The organism is Gluconacetobacter aggeris (genome assembly GCF_014174395.1).
Taxonomy (GTDB): Bacteria; Pseudomonadota; Alphaproteobacteria; order Acetobacterales; family Acetobacteraceae; genus Gluconacetobacter; species Gluconacetobacter aggeris.
Genome location: NZ_JABEQD010000002.1, coordinates 213,812 through 232,127, shown reverse-complemented (window position 1 = coordinate 232,127; position 18,316 = coordinate 213,812). Strand labels below are relative to the sequence as shown.

General features: G+C 64.5%; 16 protein-coding genes. 9 read left to right on the top strand and 7 right to left on the bottom strand.

The window, feature by feature from the left end:
• Positions 1–2: 2 nt before the first annotated feature.
• Complete coding sequence (locus HLH36_RS03770; RefSeq protein ID WP_182985129.1) at positions 3–2,075, bottom strand: glycogen debranching protein; 2,073 nt, start codon at positions 2,073–2,075, stop codon at positions 3–5.
• Between the two features lie 247 nt (positions 2,076–2,322).
• Between HLH36_RS03770 and HLH36_RS03765 the strand changes: the two genes are divergently transcribed.
• On the top strand, positions 2,323–3,804 hold the full coding sequence (locus tag HLH36_RS03765; RefSeq protein ID WP_246376403.1) for a mannitol dehydrogenase family protein: 1,482 nt from the start codon (positions 2,323–2,325) through the stop codon (positions 3,802–3,804).
• An 81-nt stretch (positions 3,805–3,885) separates the two neighbouring features.
• Here the strand turns inward: HLH36_RS03765 and HLH36_RS03760 are convergent, their stop codons facing one another.
• On the bottom strand, positions 3,886–4,455 hold the full coding sequence (locus HLH36_RS03760) for an HPF/RaiA family ribosome-associated protein (RefSeq protein ID WP_182985127.1): 570 nt from the start codon (positions 4,453–4,455) through the stop codon (positions 3,886–3,888).
• 246 nt (positions 4,456–4,701) lie between these two features.
• On the opposite strand from HLH36_RS03760, the gene HLH36_RS03755 reads away from it, so the two are divergent.
• The 6 genes from HLH36_RS03755 (at position 4,702) to HLH36_RS03730 (ending at position 10,210) form a co-directional block, all read left to right on the top strand.
• Positions 4,702–5,709 carry an HlyD family secretion protein gene (locus HLH36_RS03755; protein WP_338030384.1) on the top strand — a complete coding sequence of 336 codons (1,008 nt, stop codon included), beginning with the start codon at positions 4,702–4,704 and terminating at the stop codon, positions 5,707–5,709.
• The gene (locus HLH36_RS03750) at positions 5,706–6,629 is read left to right on the top strand and encodes an ABC transporter ATP-binding protein (protein WP_182985126.1); all 924 of its coding nucleotides are present in this window, start codon (positions 5,706–5,708) and stop codon (positions 6,627–6,629) included. Before HLH36_RS03755 ends, HLH36_RS03750 begins: the two co-directional genes overlap by 4 nt.
• Complete coding sequence (locus HLH36_RS03745) at positions 6,629–7,753, top strand: ABC transporter permease (RefSeq protein ID WP_182985125.1); 1,125 nt, start codon at positions 6,629–6,631, stop codon at positions 7,751–7,753. The genes HLH36_RS03750 and HLH36_RS03745 overlap by 1 nt, the downstream gene beginning before the upstream one ends.
• Complete coding sequence (locus HLH36_RS03740) at positions 7,753–9,228, top strand: efflux transporter outer membrane subunit (RefSeq protein ID WP_182985124.1); 1,476 nt, start codon at positions 7,753–7,755, stop codon at positions 9,226–9,228. The genes HLH36_RS03745 and HLH36_RS03740 overlap by 1 nt, the downstream gene beginning before the upstream one ends.
• Before the next feature lie 30 nt (positions 9,229–9,258).
• Entirely contained in the window at positions 9,259–9,498 is a 240-nt protein-coding gene (locus HLH36_RS03735; RefSeq protein ID WP_246376402.1) for a hypothetical protein, read from the top strand.
• A gap of 130 nt (positions 9,499–9,628) precedes the next feature.
• Positions 9,629–10,210 (top strand): nucleotidyltransferase family protein, encoded by a 582-nt coding sequence (locus tag HLH36_RS03730; RefSeq protein ID WP_182985123.1) that lies wholly within the window; start codon positions 9,629–9,631, stop codon positions 10,208–10,210.
• 219 nt (positions 10,211–10,429) lie between these two features.
• On the opposite strand, the gene HLH36_RS03725 is transcribed toward HLH36_RS03730, so the two are convergent.
• The 3 genes from HLH36_RS03725 to HLH36_RS03715 form a co-directional block, all read right to left on the bottom strand.
• Positions 10,430–11,047, bottom strand: a complete 618-nt coding sequence (locus tag HLH36_RS03725) for an LOG family protein (protein WP_182985122.1) — start codon at positions 11,045–11,047, stop codon at positions 10,430–10,432.
• Positions 11,048–11,476: 429 nt separating this feature from the next.
• Positions 11,477–12,382 (bottom strand): hypothetical protein, encoded by a 906-nt coding sequence (locus HLH36_RS03720; protein WP_182985121.1) that lies wholly within the window; start codon positions 12,380–12,382, stop codon positions 11,477–11,479.
• Positions 12,379–13,302 carry a TolB family protein gene (locus HLH36_RS03715; RefSeq protein WP_182985120.1) on the bottom strand — a complete coding sequence of 308 codons (924 nt, stop codon included), beginning with the start codon at positions 13,300–13,302 and terminating at the stop codon, positions 12,379–12,381. Before HLH36_RS03715 ends, HLH36_RS03720 begins: the two co-directional genes overlap by 4 nt.
• Before the next feature lie 212 nt (positions 13,303–13,514).
• Here HLH36_RS03715 and HLH36_RS03710 point away from each other — a divergent pair, with 212 nt between their 5' ends.
• Positions 13,515–15,095 carry an MBL fold metallo-hydrolase gene (locus HLH36_RS03710; protein WP_182985119.1) on the top strand — a complete coding sequence of 527 codons (1,581 nt, stop codon included), beginning with the start codon at positions 13,515–13,517 and terminating at the stop codon, positions 15,093–15,095.
• Between the two features lie 207 nt (positions 15,096–15,302).
• Here the strand turns inward: HLH36_RS03710 and HLH36_RS03705 are convergent, their stop codons facing one another.
• Entirely contained in the window at positions 15,303–16,007 is a 705-nt protein-coding gene (locus tag HLH36_RS03705) for an HAD family hydrolase (protein ID WP_246376401.1), read from the bottom strand.
• A 349-nt stretch (positions 16,008–16,356) separates the two neighbouring features.
• On the opposite strand from HLH36_RS03705, the gene HLH36_RS03700 reads away from it, so the two are divergent.
• Entirely contained in the window at positions 16,357–16,998 is a 642-nt protein-coding gene (locus HLH36_RS03700) for a TetR family transcriptional regulator (protein ID WP_338030383.1), read from the top strand.
• A 3-nt stretch (positions 16,999–17,001) separates the two neighbouring features.
• Here HLH36_RS03700 and HLH36_RS03695 read toward each other — a convergent pair whose 3' ends face one another.
• The gene (locus HLH36_RS03695; protein WP_182985118.1) at positions 17,002–18,285 is read right to left on the bottom strand and encodes an NAD(P)/FAD-dependent oxidoreductase; all 1,284 of its coding nucleotides are present in this window, start codon (positions 18,283–18,285) and stop codon (positions 17,002–17,004) included.
• Positions 18,286–18,316: the final 31 nt, after the last annotated feature.

The following is an 18,316-nucleotide window of genomic DNA, read 5'->3' as shown; positions in this document are numbered from 1 at the left end:
TGCTATTCCGTGATCGGGTCGTGCCGCCCGCGCAGCAGGACGCGGATCGAGCGGGCCTGCGCGGGCAGGCGCGCCATGTCGCCGACCGGCTGTGCCGTTTCGGCGGCGAGAATGTCGGCGGGCGGGGCGGCGGCGGTGTCGATGAGGCTGCGCCATGGCGCGCCGCCCCGTGCGGCCTCGGGCAGGGCGAAATGCAGCGTGTCGTCCCAGCCGTTGATGAAGACATAGAGATCGTCATCCTCCATTGCCGTGCCCCGCAGGAAGAAGGCCAGGCTGCGCGAGACCGGGCGCAGATCCGGGTCGCCGCCATCGACGCCGTGCCACGAGACATCGTCGCGCCAGCCGACGCTGCGGGCGATCGAGGGGTGGGCGGCGCGAAAGGCGATCAGCATGCGTACGAAACGCAGCAGGGCGCTTTCGTTTTCCGTCAGGCGCCAGTCGAGCCAGTTGGTTTCGTCATCGCGGTCATAGGGGTTGGGGTCGCCGCCCCGGCTGTGGCCGAATTCGTCGCCGGCCTGGAACATCGGCGTGCCGTTGGCCAGCATCAGCAGGCAGAAGGCGTTGCGCGTCTGGCGGCGGCGCAGGGACCGGACCTGCTCGGGCGCGCCCTCGATACCCTGATGGCCGCAATTGGCGGCGATCTGGCCCGGATCGTCGAACGAGAACAGGTCGCGCAGCGTCAGCCCGTCATGGCTGGCGATGTAATTGACGCTCTGATAGGGCCGCGCGGCATGGGCGCGGTCGTCGGGGAACAGGTCGGTGCTGCCGTAGAGGCGGGTCATCAGCACCGGCACGCAGCCATCGTCACCGCGCAGGAAGCGGCGGATATCGTCGCGGAAATGGGCATTCCATTGCCGCCAGCTCCGGCCCGGAAAGGCCCGGCCCAGTTGCATCAGCGAGCCGTCGCCGACCCAGGGTTCGGCGATCAGCCGTGTCTGCCACCATTGGGATGCGGTGGACAGTTCGGTGATGATCGGCGGTTCCGCGAGATTGACGCGGCCGTTTTCGTCGACCGAGAACATCGAGGCCAGGTCGAAGCGCAGGCCGTCGATGCCCATCTCCGCGATCCAGAACCAGACGCTGGATAGGATGAGCTGCCGCACCACCGGTGCCGCCACGTCCAGATCGTTGCCGCAGCCGCTGCGATTGGTGGGGCGGAACGGGGTGCCGGGTGTGCTGGAATAATAGCTGGGATTGTCGATGCCGCGATAGGACCAGACCGGGCCGCCGGGATGGTCCTCGGCGGTATGGTTGTAGACGACATCGAGAAAGACCTCGATTTCGGCTTCATGCAGGGCGGCGACCATCGTGCGGAATTCGCGCCATGCCGTATCGACCGCCCCGTCCGAGGCGTAGCCCGCGTGGGGCGAGAAGAAATTGAGCGGCATGTAGCCCCAGAACGTGCCGTGGACCGGGTCGCGCTGTAAGACCGGCATCAGTTCCACCGCCGTTATCCCCAGCGCCTTGAGATAGGGGATGCGCGCCGTCAGCGCGGCGTAGCTGCCGCGCTGCGCCTCCGCCATGCCGGAGGAGGGGTGGCGGGTGAAGGCGCGGACGTGAAGCTCGTAGATGATGAGGTCGTGATCGTGGCGGCGGGGGCGCCGGATGGCGGGTGGGCTGACGCCGGTGCGATCGGGCAGGACGCCCAGCGGTGCGCGGCCTGCCGTCGGCCCCGGCCGGCAGGCCGCCGCGCGGTCGAAGCCGGGCGGGAAGAACACGCCGCGCGCATAGGGGTCGAGCAGCAGTTTCTCGGCGTCGAACAGCAGCCCTTCTTCCGGCCGGTGCGGGCCGGCGACGGAATAGCCGTAATAGCAGGCGTCGCCGGCCTGCCCGGCAGGCACGCGGGCATGCCACATGTCGCCCGTCTTGTTGTGCGGCAGGCGGAAGGGCAGGCGCAGGCAGGGGGTGATGAGGTCGTCCGCGCGATAGAGCAGCAGCGTGATGGCGGTGGCGTTGCGCGAGAAGAGGCTGAAATTGAACGCCTGTTCCTCGGGCAGCCAGAGGGCGCCGGGCGGGAAGGGCGCGCCATCGGCCGAGGTGAAGCTCCTGCTGACCGGCAACGGCGCGTTCGGCATGACCCTGCTCACCACGGATGGGATTCGCGCGCAGCCTAGCGGGAACAGGGCGGGAAGGCGAGAAAATCCGGCGGCGGATGAGAATGTCTTCCGGGTTTTGTCTGTTGTTATATCGTGATGAAAGATCCTTTAAAATAAAGGGAAATATTGCTGTTTGTTTTGAATGTGTGAAAAATCTTGAATTTTCCTTATAATTCCTGTTTGATTGGTTTTACTCATAAAGCTTATGGAGGTTGATGTTTTGCGATTGAGCCGTTCCGCATTATCCAGTCTGCCCGCCACCGTCTACAGGCCGCAATTCGATCCGGCCCTGTTGAAATCCGGGCTTTTGCATCTGGGATGCGGAAGTTTCCATCGCGCGCATCAGGTCGCGGCGACGCAGGCGGCCATCCATCACGCAGGGGAAGGCGGGCTGCGCTGGGGCATTGTGTCGGCCACGATGCGTCGGCCGCTGCTGGCCGAGCAGTTGCGGGAGCAGGAGAATTGCTACACGCTGCTGACCCGCGAGCCGGACGGCACGGTGGCCTCCGTGATGGCGGCGATCTCGGAAGCTGTTTTTGCCGGGGCCGATCCGGCGGCGTTGATCGGCCGGATTGCCGATCCGCTGATCAGGGTGGTGACGCTGACGGTGACGGCCAGCGGTTATCATATCACCGCCGAAGGACGGCTGGACCCGGAATCCGTCGCCATTCGCGAGGATCTGGAGCGGCCGTTTCCCCGGACCGCGCCCGGCATCCTCGTGGCGGGGCTGGATCTGGTACGGCAGCGGGGGGGCGTGCCGCCCGTGGTGCTGAGCTGCGACAATGTGGCCGAGAATGGCGATACGCTGCGGCAGGTGGTGATGGATTACGCATCGCTGCGCGGCGACGATGTGCTGTCGGCGTGGATCGGCGCACATGTGGTCTTTCCCAACACGATGGTCGACCGGATCACGCCGCCGTTCCAGGAGGCGGATCTGGACGATGCGCGGCGGTTGCTGGGGGGCGTGGATGATGCGATCCCGGTTTCGGCCGAGCCGTGGTTTCAGTGGATCATCCAGAATTTCGATGGTGAGCGGCCGCTCTGGGAGGCGCATCCGGGCACCCGTTTCGTGCGCGATGTCAGCGTGTTCGAACGGGCGAAATTGCAGATGCTCAATGGCACGCACATGATCCTGGCCTATGCCGGGGGGCTGGCGGACCTGCCGACGGTGGCCGAGGCCGCGACCGATCCGGCGCTGGGGGCGATCGCCACGCATTTCATGCGCCATGAGCAGTCGGCCGGGGTCGATCTGTCGGACGAGGATCTGGATGCCTATGCCGCCGGGCTGATGACGCGGTTCCGCAACCCGGGCATTGCGCATGATGTGGAGCGGATCGGGCGCAACGGGTCGGCGAAGATGGCCGCCCGGGTGATTGCGCCGATGCGCGAGAATCTGGAGGCCGGTCGCCCGGTGACGGGGGCCGTGCTGCTGATTGCGTGCTGGATCCGCTGGTTTGCGCTGCATGAGCAGGAAGCCCTGGAAATCGGCCTGACGGACCCGCGTGCGGATGTGCTGCGGCAGATCTGCGCCGATGCGCGGGACGATCATCGTGCGCAGGCCGAAGCGTTTCTGGCGATGGAGGAAGTGTTCGGGCCGCCTCTGCCGGATCATGACGGGCAGGTGGCGGCCATTGCGGACATGCTGCGGCGCCTGACGCATGGTGATGTGCGGGCTGTGCTGCGTGAGGTCGCGAAAGCCTGTTCGTAAAGGTGCCTGAATCCATCCCGGTTGATGATGGCCGGGATGGCAAGCGTGCGTGTGCCGGCGGCTTTGGGCGGCCTCCCGTATTCAGGACGATGGATCGGATTTTCCGCCCACACGCACGATGCTGGCCTGGGAGCCGTTTACGCCTTCGCTCACGACCAGGTGTACCGGACTGCCGACCTGCAGGCGATCAAACCCATCGTCGGCCACGCTATGGCGATGGAAATAGACCTCTCGCCCGTCATGCGTCGTAATAAAGCCATGATCCGCTTCGGCGACGAACCGGGCAACGTGGCCTTCCAGCCAGAGGGGCTCGTGATGCTTGACCTGGGTTCCGCGGATGCGGACATGGTCTTCCAACTGCCGGATGGCCGCGTCGAACGCATCCCGCACGGCGACATGGGCATCTTCATGTGCATGATCCTGCGACCCTTCGCGCCCGACGACGATGTCGCCTCCTGGCACGGTGATGACCAGTTTCACACGATAGAGCTGGCCCTGACGATGGTGCCGGTGGGGGATTTCGACCGTCACGTGGCATCGCTGGATATCGTGCTCGAACCGGGTCAGAAGTGAAGCCTTTTCGCGGATTCTGGCTTCCAACGTCGATGAGGGCGTCATATTCCTGAACGTAATCAGCACGGGAATGGTCATGACATCGTTCCTTTGACAGACTTGAACGTGCTGCAAACAGACCGGTTTCGGGCACGATCTTCGGAGGCCGGCGGCCGGGAAAGGTTATGGCGCGCGCACTCGATGCGTTCAGCGTGATCGTCCGGAATAATCCTCCTGTCCCCGATAAAATTCAGCTGAAGTGCGCGACGCAGCGCCTGGTGTGCCGTTATCGCGGCGTGCGGCATACGCGAAGGGTCGGGCGATGGTCGAGGCGCTGGAAGCACGGTGACGCGGGTGGGCCTCCGCCGGGCCGGCCTGGCCGGGCTGGTGCTGTTGCTGGCGGCGGTCCTGTGGTGGGGCCTGTCGTGGCGTGCGGTGCCGATGACGTTGCAGGGGTATGTCGATGCGGATTTCGTAAGGATCGGTCCGACGCAGGCCGGGCTGCTGACCGGGCTGCATGTGATGCGCGGCGATCAGGTGCGGGCGGGGCAGGCGCTGTTCGACCAGGACGATGTGGCCGAGCGCGCCGCGCGTGACCAGGCAGCGCGCCAGGCCGAGGAAAGCGCGCGCCAGTTGGCAAACCTGCAAGGCCCTGCCCGTGAGACCGAAATCCGCCAGGCGGCGTCGAACCTGGCGGACGCCGAGGCGACGCGTGACCGCGCGCGGGCCGACCTGCGTCGGCTGGAGGTGGCGGCCCCGGTTGGCGCCGCGACGATGCAGGCGCGTGACGCCGCCCGCGCCGCCTGGCGCTCGGCCGAGGCCCGCGTCGCGGGGCTGCGCGCCTCGCTGGACCAGGCACGCGCTCCCAGCGGCCGAACGGAGCAGATCTTCGCCCAGGCGGCGACGGCGGCGGCGGCGCGCGCGGCCCTTGCGATCATGGACTGGCGATTGTCGCAGCGCCATGTCGTGGCGCCCGATACCGGCGTCATCGCCGATATCATGGCCTGGCCGGGCGAAGTGCTGGACGCCGGCACGCCGGTCATCTCGCTCCTGCCGCCGGGTCATATCGTGATCCGCCTGTTCGTGCCGGAGGGCATGCTGGCACGCATTCATCCGGGTGACAGGGTGGGACTGGCTTGTGATGGCTGCCCGTCCGGGCTGGAGGGGTATGTGGATTTTATCGCGCCGCATGCCGAATACACACCGCCGCTGATCTACAGCGACCAGAGCCGGGCCAAGCTGGTCTATATGATCCAGGCGCGGCCGCGCACCGGCCAGGCGGGGATGCTCAATCCGGGCCAGCCGGTGACGGTCAGTCCGCCGTGGGCCACCAGGCGGGGGAAGGTGCGATGAACGGCCCGAAGCCCGAGGATTACGTCATAGACGTCCACGACCTTCGCAAGGATTTTGGGACGCTGCGCGTGGTCGACGGGCTGAGCCTGCGCGTGGCACGGGGCGAGATCTGTGGCTTCCTGGGTGCGAATGGCAGCGGCAAGACCACGACCATTCGCATGCTGTGCGGGCTGCTGGTGCCCGACGCGGGGCATGGAACCTGCCTGGGGCTGGACATCATCCGCGATGCGCCGCGCATCCGCCGGCAAGTCGGCTACATGACGCAGCGCTTCAGCCTGTATGAGGACCTGACGGTGCGGGAGAACCTGGAGCTTGTCGCCGGGATCTATGAACTGTCGGACCCGCGCGGCGCGGTCGACGCCATGCTGGACCGCATGGAACTGCGCGGCCGGGCCAGCCAGTTGGCCGGCCAGTTGTCGGGCGGCTGGAAGCAGCGGCTGGCGCTGACGGCCTGCGTGCTGCACCGGCCGGCGCTGCTGCTGCTGGACGAACCGACGGCGGGGGTGGATGCGCGGGCGCGGCGCGCGTTCTGGGACCTGATCCACGACATGGCCGGCGGCGGGCTGACGGTGCTGGTGTCCACCCATTACATGGATGAGGCGGAACGCTGCGCGCGCGTGGTCTACCTGGCCGGCGGACGCATCGTCGTCCAGGGCAGCGCCGGGGAGTTGCTGGCCCGTGTCGGGCTGGTGACGTTCGAGGGCACGGGCGACGGGGTCGAGGACGCGGTGCGGCGGCTGCGCGAGGCGCCCGGGGTCGAGGCCGCGACCGTCTTCGGCCGGGCGCTGCATGTCGCGGGGATGGACCGCGCGCGGCTGGAGGAGGCCATTCATGCGCAGGGAGGCGGGCTGGCATGGCAGGAGGTGCCGCCCCGGCTGGAGGACGTGTTCATCCATCTGCTGGGGCAGGAGGACGGGTGATGGGCATGCTGTCCGCCCGCCGCCTGCGCGCGCTGCTGCGCAAGGAATGGCTGCAGGTGCGGCGCGACCCGATGACCCTGCGGCTGATCATCGCGCTGCCGGTGATGCAGTTGCTGATCTTCGGCTACGCCATCAATTCCAACCCGCACGACCTGCCGACCGGGGTGCTGATGGCGGAGCCGTCGCGTTACGAGCGCACCATCGTCGCCGCGCTGCGCAATACCGGCTATTACCGGACCCGCCTTGTCCGGTCGGAGGCCGAGGCGGAGGCGGATATCGCGGAAGGGCGGCTGCTGTTCGTCGTCGACTTCCCGCCGGGATTCGACCGCGCGGTGGACCGGGGCGAGGCGCCGTCGGTCCTGGTCGATACCGACGGCACCGACCCGACGGCGGTGGGCTATGCCACCGCCGCGCTGTCCGGCCTGGGCGACGTGCTGGCGCGCGACCTGCCGCCGGCAAGGCGGGGCATGGCGTTGCCGGTGCCATTCCGCTTCGTGGTGCATACCCGCTACAACCCCGAGCAGTTGACCGTGCTGAACGTGGTGCCCGGGCTGATCTGCGTCGTACTGATGATGTCGACGCTGATGCTGACCACGCTGGCCATCACGCGTGAGCGCGAGCGCGGGACGATGGAGAACCTGCTGGCCATGCCGGTGCGCCCGGTCGAGGTCATGCTGGCGAAGATCGCGCCCTATATCGGCATCGGCTACCTGCAGGTGCTGGTGATCCTGCTGATCGCGGTGCTGCTGCTGCACCTGCCGGTGCATGGGTCGATCCTCCTGCTGTTCGGGGTGCTGGGGGTGTTCATCGCCAGCAACCTGGCCTTGGGGATCACCTATTCCACGCTGGCGGCCAACCAGATGCAGGCGCAGCAGATGGCGCAGTTCACCATGCTGCCGTTCATGCTGCTGTCGGGCTTCGTCTTTCCCTTCCAGGGCATGCCGCGCTGGGCGCGCGTGATCGGCGAAGGGATGCCGACGACCCACGCCATGCGCATCGTGCGCGGGGTGCTGCTGAAGGGAAACGGGCTGGCGGAGATCCTGCCCGACCTGTGGCCGATCGTGCTGTTCACGCTCTGCACGGTCGCGGTCGCCGTGCGCTTCTATCGGGAAACGCTGGATTGATGCGCCAGGCCGTCCGGGCGGGGTGCGTCGCGGGTCTCGCCTGGGTGGGGGGCTGCACGGTGGGGCCGGCCTTCCATGCCCCGCGCGCCGAGGTGCCGGCGGCGTGGCATGATGTGTCGGCCCATGATGGTGGTGTCGCGTTGGTGGCGCGGCCCGATCCCGGCTGGTGGCGGATGTTTCACGACCCGGTGCTGGACGCGCTGGTGGCGCGGGCCATGGCGGGCAACCCGGGCTTTCAGGAAAACAGGGCGCGCATTGTCCAGGCGCGGGAGCAGGAGGCCGTCCAGCGCGCCGCGGGCCTGCCGGAGCTGGGGACCTCGGCGCGCTATACGCGCGAGCGGCTGGGCGAGGCGGGGTTGTTCTCGGTGCTGGGGGGCGCGGGCAGCGGCACGGGGCAGCCGGCATTCCTGGGCGGGATCGGCGGCCTGACGCAGGGGACGGACCTGTATCAGGTCGGGTTTGACGCATCGTGGGAACTGGACCTGTTCGGCCGGGTGCGGCGGTCGGTGGAACAGGCACGGGCGCAGGTGGCGGTGCAGACCGCCCGCCAGGGCGATGCGCGGCTGACGCTGCAGGGCGACGTGGTGCGGACCTATCTGCAATGGCGGGCGACCCAGGCGCTGCTGGACTCGGCGGGCGAGGTCGCGGCGGCGCGGGCGCGAACGGTGGCGCTGCGGGCGTTCCAGCGCCGACTGGGGCTGGCAGACGGCACGGATGTCGACCTGGCCGGCGCGGCGCTGGCGCGGGCGCAGGAGCAGGCGGCCGGATTCCAGCGACAGGCGGGACAGGCGCTGAACCGGCTGGCCATCCTGACCGGGCAACCGCCGGGGGCGCTGGATGGCCCGCTTGCCGCACTGCGTCCCCTGCCGGACCCGCCGCCGCGCGTGCCGGTGGTGCTGCCGGCGGCGTTGGCCCGCCTGCGGCCTGATATTCGCGCGGCCGAGGCCGATCTGCACGCCGCCACCGCCGGGGTCGGCGCGGCGGTGGCGCAGCTTTATCCCGACATCACGCTGTCCGGGCAGGTCGGCCAGCGCACGCTGACGCTGGGCAGCCTGGCGGACTGGGGCAACACGTTCTACCAGTTCGGCCCCGCGATTTCCCTGCCGCTGTTCCAGGGCGGGCGGCTGCGGGCCGCGATCCGGCTGGCCCGCGCACAGCAGCAGGAGGCCGCCCTGACCTATCGCCAGCGCGTGCTGGACGCGCTGGGCGAGGTGGAGGATGCCCTGGTCGCATTGCGCACCGACCGCGCGGCGCGGGAGGGCGACCGGGCGGCGGTGGCCAGCATCGACGCCCGGCTGGCCCTGGCCCGAACCCGCTATCGCGACGGGACCGGCGACGCGCTGGCGGTGCTGGATGCACGGGCTGATCTGGGCACCGCGCAGCAGGACGACATCCAGGCGCGGCTGGTGGTGCTGCTGGACGTGGTGGCGCTGTGCAAGGCGACGGGCGGCGGCTGGCCGGAGACCGGGGACTAGCATCCTTTCGTATGGGGGTTTTCAGCGGACATGCATATGATCCTGGCCTATGCCGGGGGCTGGCGGATCTGCCGACCGTGGCAGATCTGTGTCGATGCGCGGGACGATCATCGTGCGCAGGCGGAAACGTTTCTGGCGATGGAGGACGTGTTCGGGCCGCCTCTGCCGGATCATGACGGGCAGGTGGCGGCCATTGCAGACATGCTGCGGCGGCTGACGGATGGGGATGGGCGGGCTGTGCTGCGTGAGGTTGCGAGAGCCTGTTCGTAAAGGCGCGCGACCGCAGCGCGGGGTAAGCGGCATGTCGGCTATCAGAATAAATCGTGGAAAAGCCGACAATAGATCCTATATGCTTTACGCGCGTAAGTTCCGATTTTCACGTAGGCATATAGAAACAAGCATGCAGACTGCGCTCGCGATTCAATTTTCCGATATTATTTTACAGAACCCGTTCATACGTGATCTGTCGTATATCTGGGAGCAAATGGAACTGGATAACTGCTGGTTGGTGGCTGGTTGTTTGGCGCAAACCATATGGAATAACCATTTCGGCTTACCCGTAAATCACGGCATTTCGGATCTGGATATTGTGTATTTCGATGCAGATGATACCTCTGCATTAAGTGAGAAACGAAATGCCGAGCGTATCCGGACAATGTTGTCGCACATACCAGTATGGATAGACGTAAAGAACGAAGCGCGTGTGCATCTTTGGTATAAAGAAAAATTTGGCTATCCGATTTCACCCTATCGCTCTGTAGAAGACGCTATTGATACGTTCCCGACGACCGCCACAGCAATTGGCATCAAGCCGGGAAAACATGGCAGTGAAGTATACGCACCATTCGGTTTGTCAGACCTAATCAATGGCATTGTCAGACCAAATAAACGTCAGATTACGGCTGATATTTATGAGGCGAAAGTGGAGAAATGGCTGAAACACTGGCCCTGTCTGACGATTATTCCCTGGAATGCAGAGTGAACCGCCTCAACTGGTCGATTTCTGGTCATGCTATAGGCGAGCAACATCCACAGAATAATAAACAGCCGCTTTGCCACATGCATCTATCTATTCAGAACGACTGACATGAGGCGTATCCTGTCTGCCTACTCGTATCCTGAAGCAGACAGGCAGACATGGACAAAAAAGTCGAATGTCTGGTATCGGATTGAAATCCATCTGTCTTGTGCCAAGAGACTATCAAGAACCGTTGTTTTGATTCTCGAGCATACATTGGGCTTTGATTTCTGCGCTTTTTGACTGCCACTTCTGAGCAGGAGGCCGATAACGGGCAAATCGTTCCAAAAGCGTATCCGGGTCAACCGTACACACCAGCATTTCCGCATAATCCCGTTTCATGAAGCCGGCTGACACGGTTCGTTCGATCATTTCAAAAAGAGGATCAAAGTAGCCAGCGACATTCAGAAAGCCACATGGCTTCTGGTGAATCCCTAGTTGCGCCCAAGTCCATTGCTCGAAAATTTCCTCCAGTGTTCCCGCGCCACCTGGCAAAGCCACAAATCCTGAAGCTAACTCCGCCATTCGGGTCTTTCGCGTGTGCATATCTGGAACAACCTCTAGGCGTGTCAGGCCGGTATGGGCTATCTCCTTCTCTGCCAACGCTGTCGGCATGATACCCGTCACCTCCCCACCTGCCGCGAGGGCTCCGTCTGCCACTGCACCCATCAGGCCGACATGGCCTCCACCATAGACAAGCCCGATCCCACGTCGGGCTGCAAGTTTCCCGAACGCATAGGCCGCCTCCTTGTAAATAGGAATATCTCCCGGTGCTGAGCCACAAAAGACAGCAAGTTTCATATTGGGATCGATCTTTCGAGCATAAAGTTGCGTTCTGGCAATTGCCTACCGAACCATTTGGAACGTCTCTAACTCCTGCATTTTTCCATGTTCTGCGCAATCGGGGATGCTCCTGCGGAAGATATCGTGTCTGCTTTATGGACACGTTAAAAGACAAATCGGCAGGTCGCGTGTGTAGGCGAAAGACGACACGCCCCCTGCGCACTCCCGTTCAAGTAGCCCTGCAGGGGATAATAAGCGCGCAGCCCCGACGTGAAACTCCCTTCCTTTCACGCCGGGCATGACGGATGATCTGTCCGCCGCCATGCGGGCCGAGAGCGCCCATGACCGCGGCGACCGCGATATCGGGCCAGCATGAGCAGGCCATGACGATACCTCGACAAGGTGTTTAGTCTCGGGTTTGATCGCGCAGCAGTTTCCTCTACATGGTCACAACACACCGATTGTCGGAAACGGTGCCGCATTCTCCAGCATGATCCGACGTTCATGCGCGGTGACCGTCTGGTTCGCGCCGTCGACAAGAACGTCATCACGCTCGACGATAATCTCATCGCTGAGGACGATGCCAGCCTTAATGATCGTCACACCGCGCCATGAGGTATGGCCCGGCCGTAGATGAAACTCCTTCTGATGACCATCTTTCAGAAGGGTGATTGTTCCCGGATCGTTCTCGGAATAGAAACCCTCCGCCGATCCGGCTCTTGATAAGGTCATTGCGCCTGTGGTGACGTCATAGCCGGTCACAATGACGTCCTGCGAGCCACCCGCCCCCCCGAATTCCCAGGCAGGCAGATGGCTCTCGTGCCAATGACTGCCGCTTTTCAGACCGCCAAGCGGTCTGCCCCATACAGCTTGGTTGAACAATAACCCACTGGCATCGCGATCGGACTCGCATGCAACCTTGGTCGCATTAAAGATGCAGAAGCGATCGCCACCCGGTGTCATCGAGATATGGTGCCGGGCGATCGGTCGCCCATCGTACCGCGCCTGCATATCGAACTCGATGCCGTGGGTGGTCGACTTGGTCACCCGGTAATCGGCAGTGCCGCCATTGCGCCAAACGAACTCCTGATAACCAGGGGCCGTTACGGAACGCTGGATCGAGAAAGCGTTGCTGAACAAGTCTCCTGATTTCAGGCTCGGTTCGAATGAAGGGTCCGGCGTCGCAAGAGCGTCGCTGCACCACAGGACGGCGCTGCATAAGCAGGCGAGGCTTCCTGAGGAAAGTTGCAACAGCCGATAATGCGCATGCGTCGGCAAAAGGCACCTCTTCATGCGCTTTTTCCTCGCGGGACTGACACCTTGCGCGCCTTTGGTGGGAACCAGCTTCATCATGGATGACTGCACACACCGCCGATTGGCCGGTGCGTCGCAACGAATGCGCCGATCGACACCTTGTAGGGCCGCAGGAGTCCGTTGGCATAATTGGCCTGTTCCACGCGGAAAGCCATGCTGTTGGCTGGTTTTGTGCGCGGTGTCGTGACACTTGAGCGGGCAGTGGAGAAATATAATGTCTGCCCATCCGGCGATAGACCGGTCGCGACCTCGTTGCCGGTACTGTTGATCGGGGCACCAAAATGCAACGGCGTACACCAGCCGGTTGTGGTGCGGAACGCGATGAACAGATCCTTCGCGCCCAGCGTGCCCGCACGGTTGCTGGCGAAGACGATGAAGCTCTCGTCCGGCGCGATGGTCGGATCCATGTCGTGGGTCGTTTTATCCGCGCCAGGGATGACGATAGGCGACGGCGTTGCAAACCCATGACCGGCTGGCGAGGCGCGATAGATCGCCGTTCCGGTTGTGCCCATCTTCATGAAATACAGGACGCCGGTTCGGGTAAAGCTCGGGTAAAGGTCATTGTCGGTCGCCGAAGCTGGCTCGGGCAGGGCCGGCGCGGTCAGGCCGGCCTTGAAATCGTAGCGATACAAGCGATAGCCCGCCCCGGTGGCGGGACGGATCGAGGCGAACACGATCGACGTGCCGTCAGGGGACACGGCCGGGTCGGTGTCCTTGTCCACGCCGGAGAACGGCGCGACTTGTGGGGCGGACCATATGCCGTGCTGTTGCGTCGCCGCGAAAATGGTCAAGCCATCCCATGTCGGCTGGCTTTTGGAGACGTAGACGGTGTTGCCATCCGGCGTGAATGCGGCGTTCAGAGTAAAGCCCGGATCGCTGGAGAACGGCTGAAAGACGCCGAACCCGGCGGGGGAAACCGGAGGAACCTCCTCGGCGAGCGCAGTCTGTGTCATGCCCACGAGAAGAGTCAGTCCGAGGCCCCATCGTCCGGACAAAGAAGGGCGTGCCATTGACGTTGCCAGTCTCCTTGGAGGGCGTTGACGCGATATCGCCGCCGCCGTAACGTTTCTGGAGGCGACGGTATCCACGAACTGTCCGCTCTCAAACATGAATCATAATAAAATTGCAGAAAGGTAATGTGCGGTAACTCCTGCATGGCGATTGCCGCAATATGCCTGATGCAGATTGGCGACTCTCGTTGAGACGGTATCTTATGGCTCCTGCGAACCGGATTTTCCTGGCAATTACCTGCGCGACCGTGCCGGTTTTCCTCTGTGCCGCTGCGCCGCCGCCCGATGGGGCGCCCGTCACGTCAGCGCATGGAGCACCCGGCTGCGCCGGCCTTGCGCCCCATGCGTGCATCGGCATCGCACTTGAGGCTATGGGGGGTGCGAACCGCCTGGCCGGAGTGCGAACGGCGCGATATGCGATCATCGGCCATCGTGAGGAAGCGGAACAATCCTATCGTCAGGCGCCATTCCAGATCGAATATGGTCGGGAGACCCGAATCGTCGACTATCGGCATGGTGCGGTCGATCGCGTGCATGAGTCCATTTTCCCCTCGACCGCACCGGACGAAAATATCAACAAAACCCATGTCGTGGTGTCGGCAGCCGGCGCGGTCATGAAAACGCCAGGCGGTGACAGGCCGGCCGCCAGGCAAACGCGCGAACAAGGTGACGATATCCTGCATGACGAGCCCATGATGGTGCTGCAGGCCGCAGCAAAGGCGCCCGATCTGCGCTACGCCGCGCCCGAATGGCTGCACGCGGCACCGCATACGGTGGTGACATTCACGGATCACGGGCAGACGGTTCGTCTCGTCCTGAATGCCGGAAGCCATCTGCCCGACGCGATCGAGCGGACCCGGACGTTCGAAGATTTCTGGAACGTCTGGGGCGACGTCGATCAGCGCATCTATCTCGACAGCTGGCAGGATGTCGGCGGCGTGCTTTTCCCGGCCAGCCGGGTCGATCAGCGCAACGGCTTGGAGACTGCTCACGAGCAATATCTGGACGTGCGATTCGATCCGGCCCTGGCAAGCGACGCCTTCTCCGTCGATTCAGCGGCGGCGGCCGAGAGCCTGCGGTCGCCGGGATGGGAACGGCCGTTCCCACCACAGGCACAAACGATCGTTCCCGGGGTCTGGCTGTTCCAGGGGGCATGGAATGTCAGCGTGATCGAACAGGATGATGGCTTGATTCTGCTCGAAGCGCCGATTTCCGCGTCCTATACGGCACAAGCGCTAGATGCTGCCGCGCACCTTGTGCCGGGCAAGCCAATCAAGGCCGTGATCTCGACGACGGATTCCTGGCCGCATGTCGCGGGACTGCGGGAAGCCGTGGCGCGGGGTATTCCGGTTTATCAGCTCGATCTGAACCGTCCGTTGCTGGACCGATTGATCGCTGCTCCCCATATCCTGCGACCCGACGACCTTGCCCGTCATCCCCGGCCGCCGCAATGGCATATGGTGAATCAGGTGCTTGCGATCCCCAGCCGTCACAATCCGATCATGCTGATCCCGATCTGCGGGCCCTCGACCGAGCGACAATACATGGTTTACTGGCCCGATGCGAAACTCCTCTACGCGAGCGACACGCTGGTACTGAACCCGGACAATTCGTTGTATAATCCTGAACTGATGCATGAAGTGGAAACAGCGGTTGCGCGGGCGCATATCGCGCCGCAGACTGTCTACGCGATGCATCAGGCACCAATGCCGTGGGGTAGAGCGATAGGGATGGTGCCGTAAGATTGGGCGTCCGCTGTCGGGAAGGCATGTGCTTGCATCTGTCGTCTGGAAAGTAGGCGGAAGCGGCCATGTCGGGCGACGCGTAATCGCTAAAGTGAGGGACATCGTGGGCGGGAGGAAAGGGCGCGTTGCCCCTTCCTCCGGTTTTGGGGGAATGTGTCGGGACATGCGCGCCGAGGTCTCCCGGCGTGCATTTTTGCCCGGCGTTCAGGCGTGGGCCTGTTCCAGCCAGTGGCGGACATGGTCCAGATCGTTGACGATGGCCAGGGCCTTTTCGTGGATGTCCTCAGTGGGGGCCAGGAGATCGGGCACCACGATGACGGGGATGCCGGCGGCGTGGGCGGCGCGGGCGCCGTTGTGGGAATCTTCCAATGCCAGGCAGGCTTCGGGGGCGATTCCGATTTTTTCCGCGGCCGTCAAATAGGGTTCGGGATTCGGCTTGCCGCGTGTGACGTCGTCGCGGGTCACGATGGCGTCGAAGCGGGTCAGGAGCCCGACCAGTTCCAGATGATGGTCGGTACGGTAGCGGCTGGACGAGGTGGCGATTGCGCGCGGCAGGGCCAGCCGGTCGAGCAGGTCCAGCAGGGGGATGACGCCCTTTTTCAGCACCAGGCGGTCGCTGTCGACATAGCGGCGGAGATGCTCTTCCTGCAGCGCGAAGAAGCGTTCCAGCGGGAAATCGGTGCCGTACGTGTCGTGCACCATCTGGCGGCAGGTATCGGCGGGCATGCCGATCATGCCGCGGCAGAAGGCGAGCGGGACGTCGTAACCCAGGTCGGTCCCGGCTTCGGCCAGTGCGTCCATCGCCAGGGTTTCGCTGTCCAGAAGCAGGCCGTCCATGTCGAAGATCACGCCCTTGACGGCCTGGAAGGCGGATGGGCTCAGGTGGGTGGGGATCGGATATCCCGTCATGCGTTTTTCTCTCGCTGCTGTTTCTTTCGGCGCATTATCGTCCGTTGGCACTGCGCGGTGCAACCCGGTATGGGGGTTTTTCGTAAACATCGTTGATTTAAAAATGAAATTTCATGGATATTCGCATCGTGGCGATGCGGGGCCGGGATGGTGAGTGCCATTTTCCGGTGTGTCTGTGTCGCCGGGAAGGGGTGCGGTGGCGAGGGTGGAGGCTTTTGCCGTTCGCGACTATCATCGGCCGGGGAGGGGCGGTCTTGTGGGCCGATACCCTGCCGGTTTCCCCTTTTTCGGTGTGCCGATCCGTTCGGTGCGCCGGTCCGTCCTGTTCGAGAGCGATCCTGTCTTGCCCGTGTCCCGGCCCCCGGTTTCTTCCCTGCGTGTCGCCGCTTCCGCCTCCGCGCCGTCCCGGCGGGAGGCCCGGCGGAGCGAGACCCATGCCGCGCTGATCGAAGGTGCGATGCGCCTGCTGTCCACCCAGGGGTTCGACACCACCACGGTCGATGAGATCGCGGCCAGCGCCGGCATTTCGCGCCGGACGCTGTTCCGGTATTTTCCGACCAAGGCGGATATCGTGACCGCCTGGGCGCAGAACATGACCGATGTGCTGACCGCCAGCGTCGAATCCTGCCCGGCGGATTTCACGCCGCAGGATATTATCCGCATGGCGCTGGAAGCCGTGGTGCCGCAGATGGCGAAGAACCGGGCCGAGGCATACGCCTTCGTCTGCTTGATCGAGCGGACGCCGGCGCTGCTGTCGGTCAGCCTGCGGAAATATGCGCGGTGGGAGGATGCGCTGGCCGCCGCCTTGGCCAGCCGGTTGCCGCCGTCGCCCGATCAGGCGCTGGCGGCGCGTGTGGCCGCGCGATCGGGGATCGCGGCCTTTCGCACCGCGCTGGATGAGTGGATCAGGCTCAAGGGGCGCCCGGCGCTGGTGCCGATCCTGCACAAGGTGCTGGCGTTGCAGGCGGGGCTTCTGGCCCCGCCTGGCTAGTCGCTAATCCAGCCGCACGGATGGACGCACGAACGCATCGATCCGGTCGGCCAGGATGGACATCAGGCCGCGGAACAGGCCGTACAGTTCCACCTGGTGCTGGCGGTAGAGCATCAGATGGCCGAGCCGTGCGGTGAGGCCGTTGAGGAAGCCGCCGCCGAAGACGGTGCCGCCGGGCAGGGTGCCCCAGCCATTGTAATTGCCCAGCGCCACGATGGCGCCCTTGTTGTGGAAGACGCAGTTGGGAACGGCACTTCCGTTGCGCAGCCAGGCCGGCAGGTGGCGGGCGAGATGGTGGGCCTGCTGGCGGGCCACCTGGGCCGTGGGCGGCAGGGGATCTTCGGAGATGAACGAGCAGTCGCCCATGGCGAAGATATGCTCGTCATCCTGCGATTGCAGGTTGGGGTGGACCAGGATCTGGCCCGAGCGGCTGAGGGAGAGCCCGTCGAAGGCCGACGTGACGTCCGGCGCCTTTACGCCGGCGGCCCAGACGCGCAGCGTGGCGGGGATGCGCGTGCCGTCCTTCAGGCTCAGCCCTTCGGCATCGGCGCCGGAGACCATGGCGGAGGTGCGGACCGAGACGCCGATGCGCTCGAGCTGGCGCTGGGCTGCGGTGGACACGGCTTCGGGGAACGCGGGGAGAATGCGGGGACCGGCTTCGAGCAGCGTGATCTTGAGCTGCGGGGGCGCCGCGCCGAAGGAATGCAGGGCGACCAGGTCCAGCGCCTTGTGCAGTTCGGCCGCGAGCTGCGTGCCGGTCGCGCCGCCGCCGACAATGGCGATGTCGAGCGGCTTGTCGGCCGCGTAGGCGCGCAGCAGTTCCATGCGGAATTTTTCGTTGAAGCTGTTGGCTTCGACCAGATTGTCGATGAACAGGCAATGTTCCGCCACGCCCCGCGTGCCGAAATCATTGGCGCGGCTGCCGATGGCCAGCACCAGTGCGGCATATTCGACCGTACGGCTTTCCAGCACCACCTCGCCCTCGGCGGAGCGGAACGGGCCGAGGATGGCGCGCTTGTTCGCGCGGTCCAGCGCCACGATCTCGCCGGGCCAGAATTCGAAATGGCGGCTGCTGGCCTGCGCCATGAAGCTGATGCGGTCATTCTCGTTCTGGGCCGTGCCGGCCGCGAAACAATGCAGCATGGGCTTCCAGACATGGGAGAAGCTCTTGTCGATCAGCGTGATCCGGGCCTGACCCTGCCGGCCCAGCGTGTCGCCCAGCCGGGTGGCCAGAGCCAGCCCCGCGACGCCGCCCCCTACGATGAGAATTTCCGGTTTTGTCGCCATCGCGTCTTCAGGGTCCATCTGCAAGGGGTTG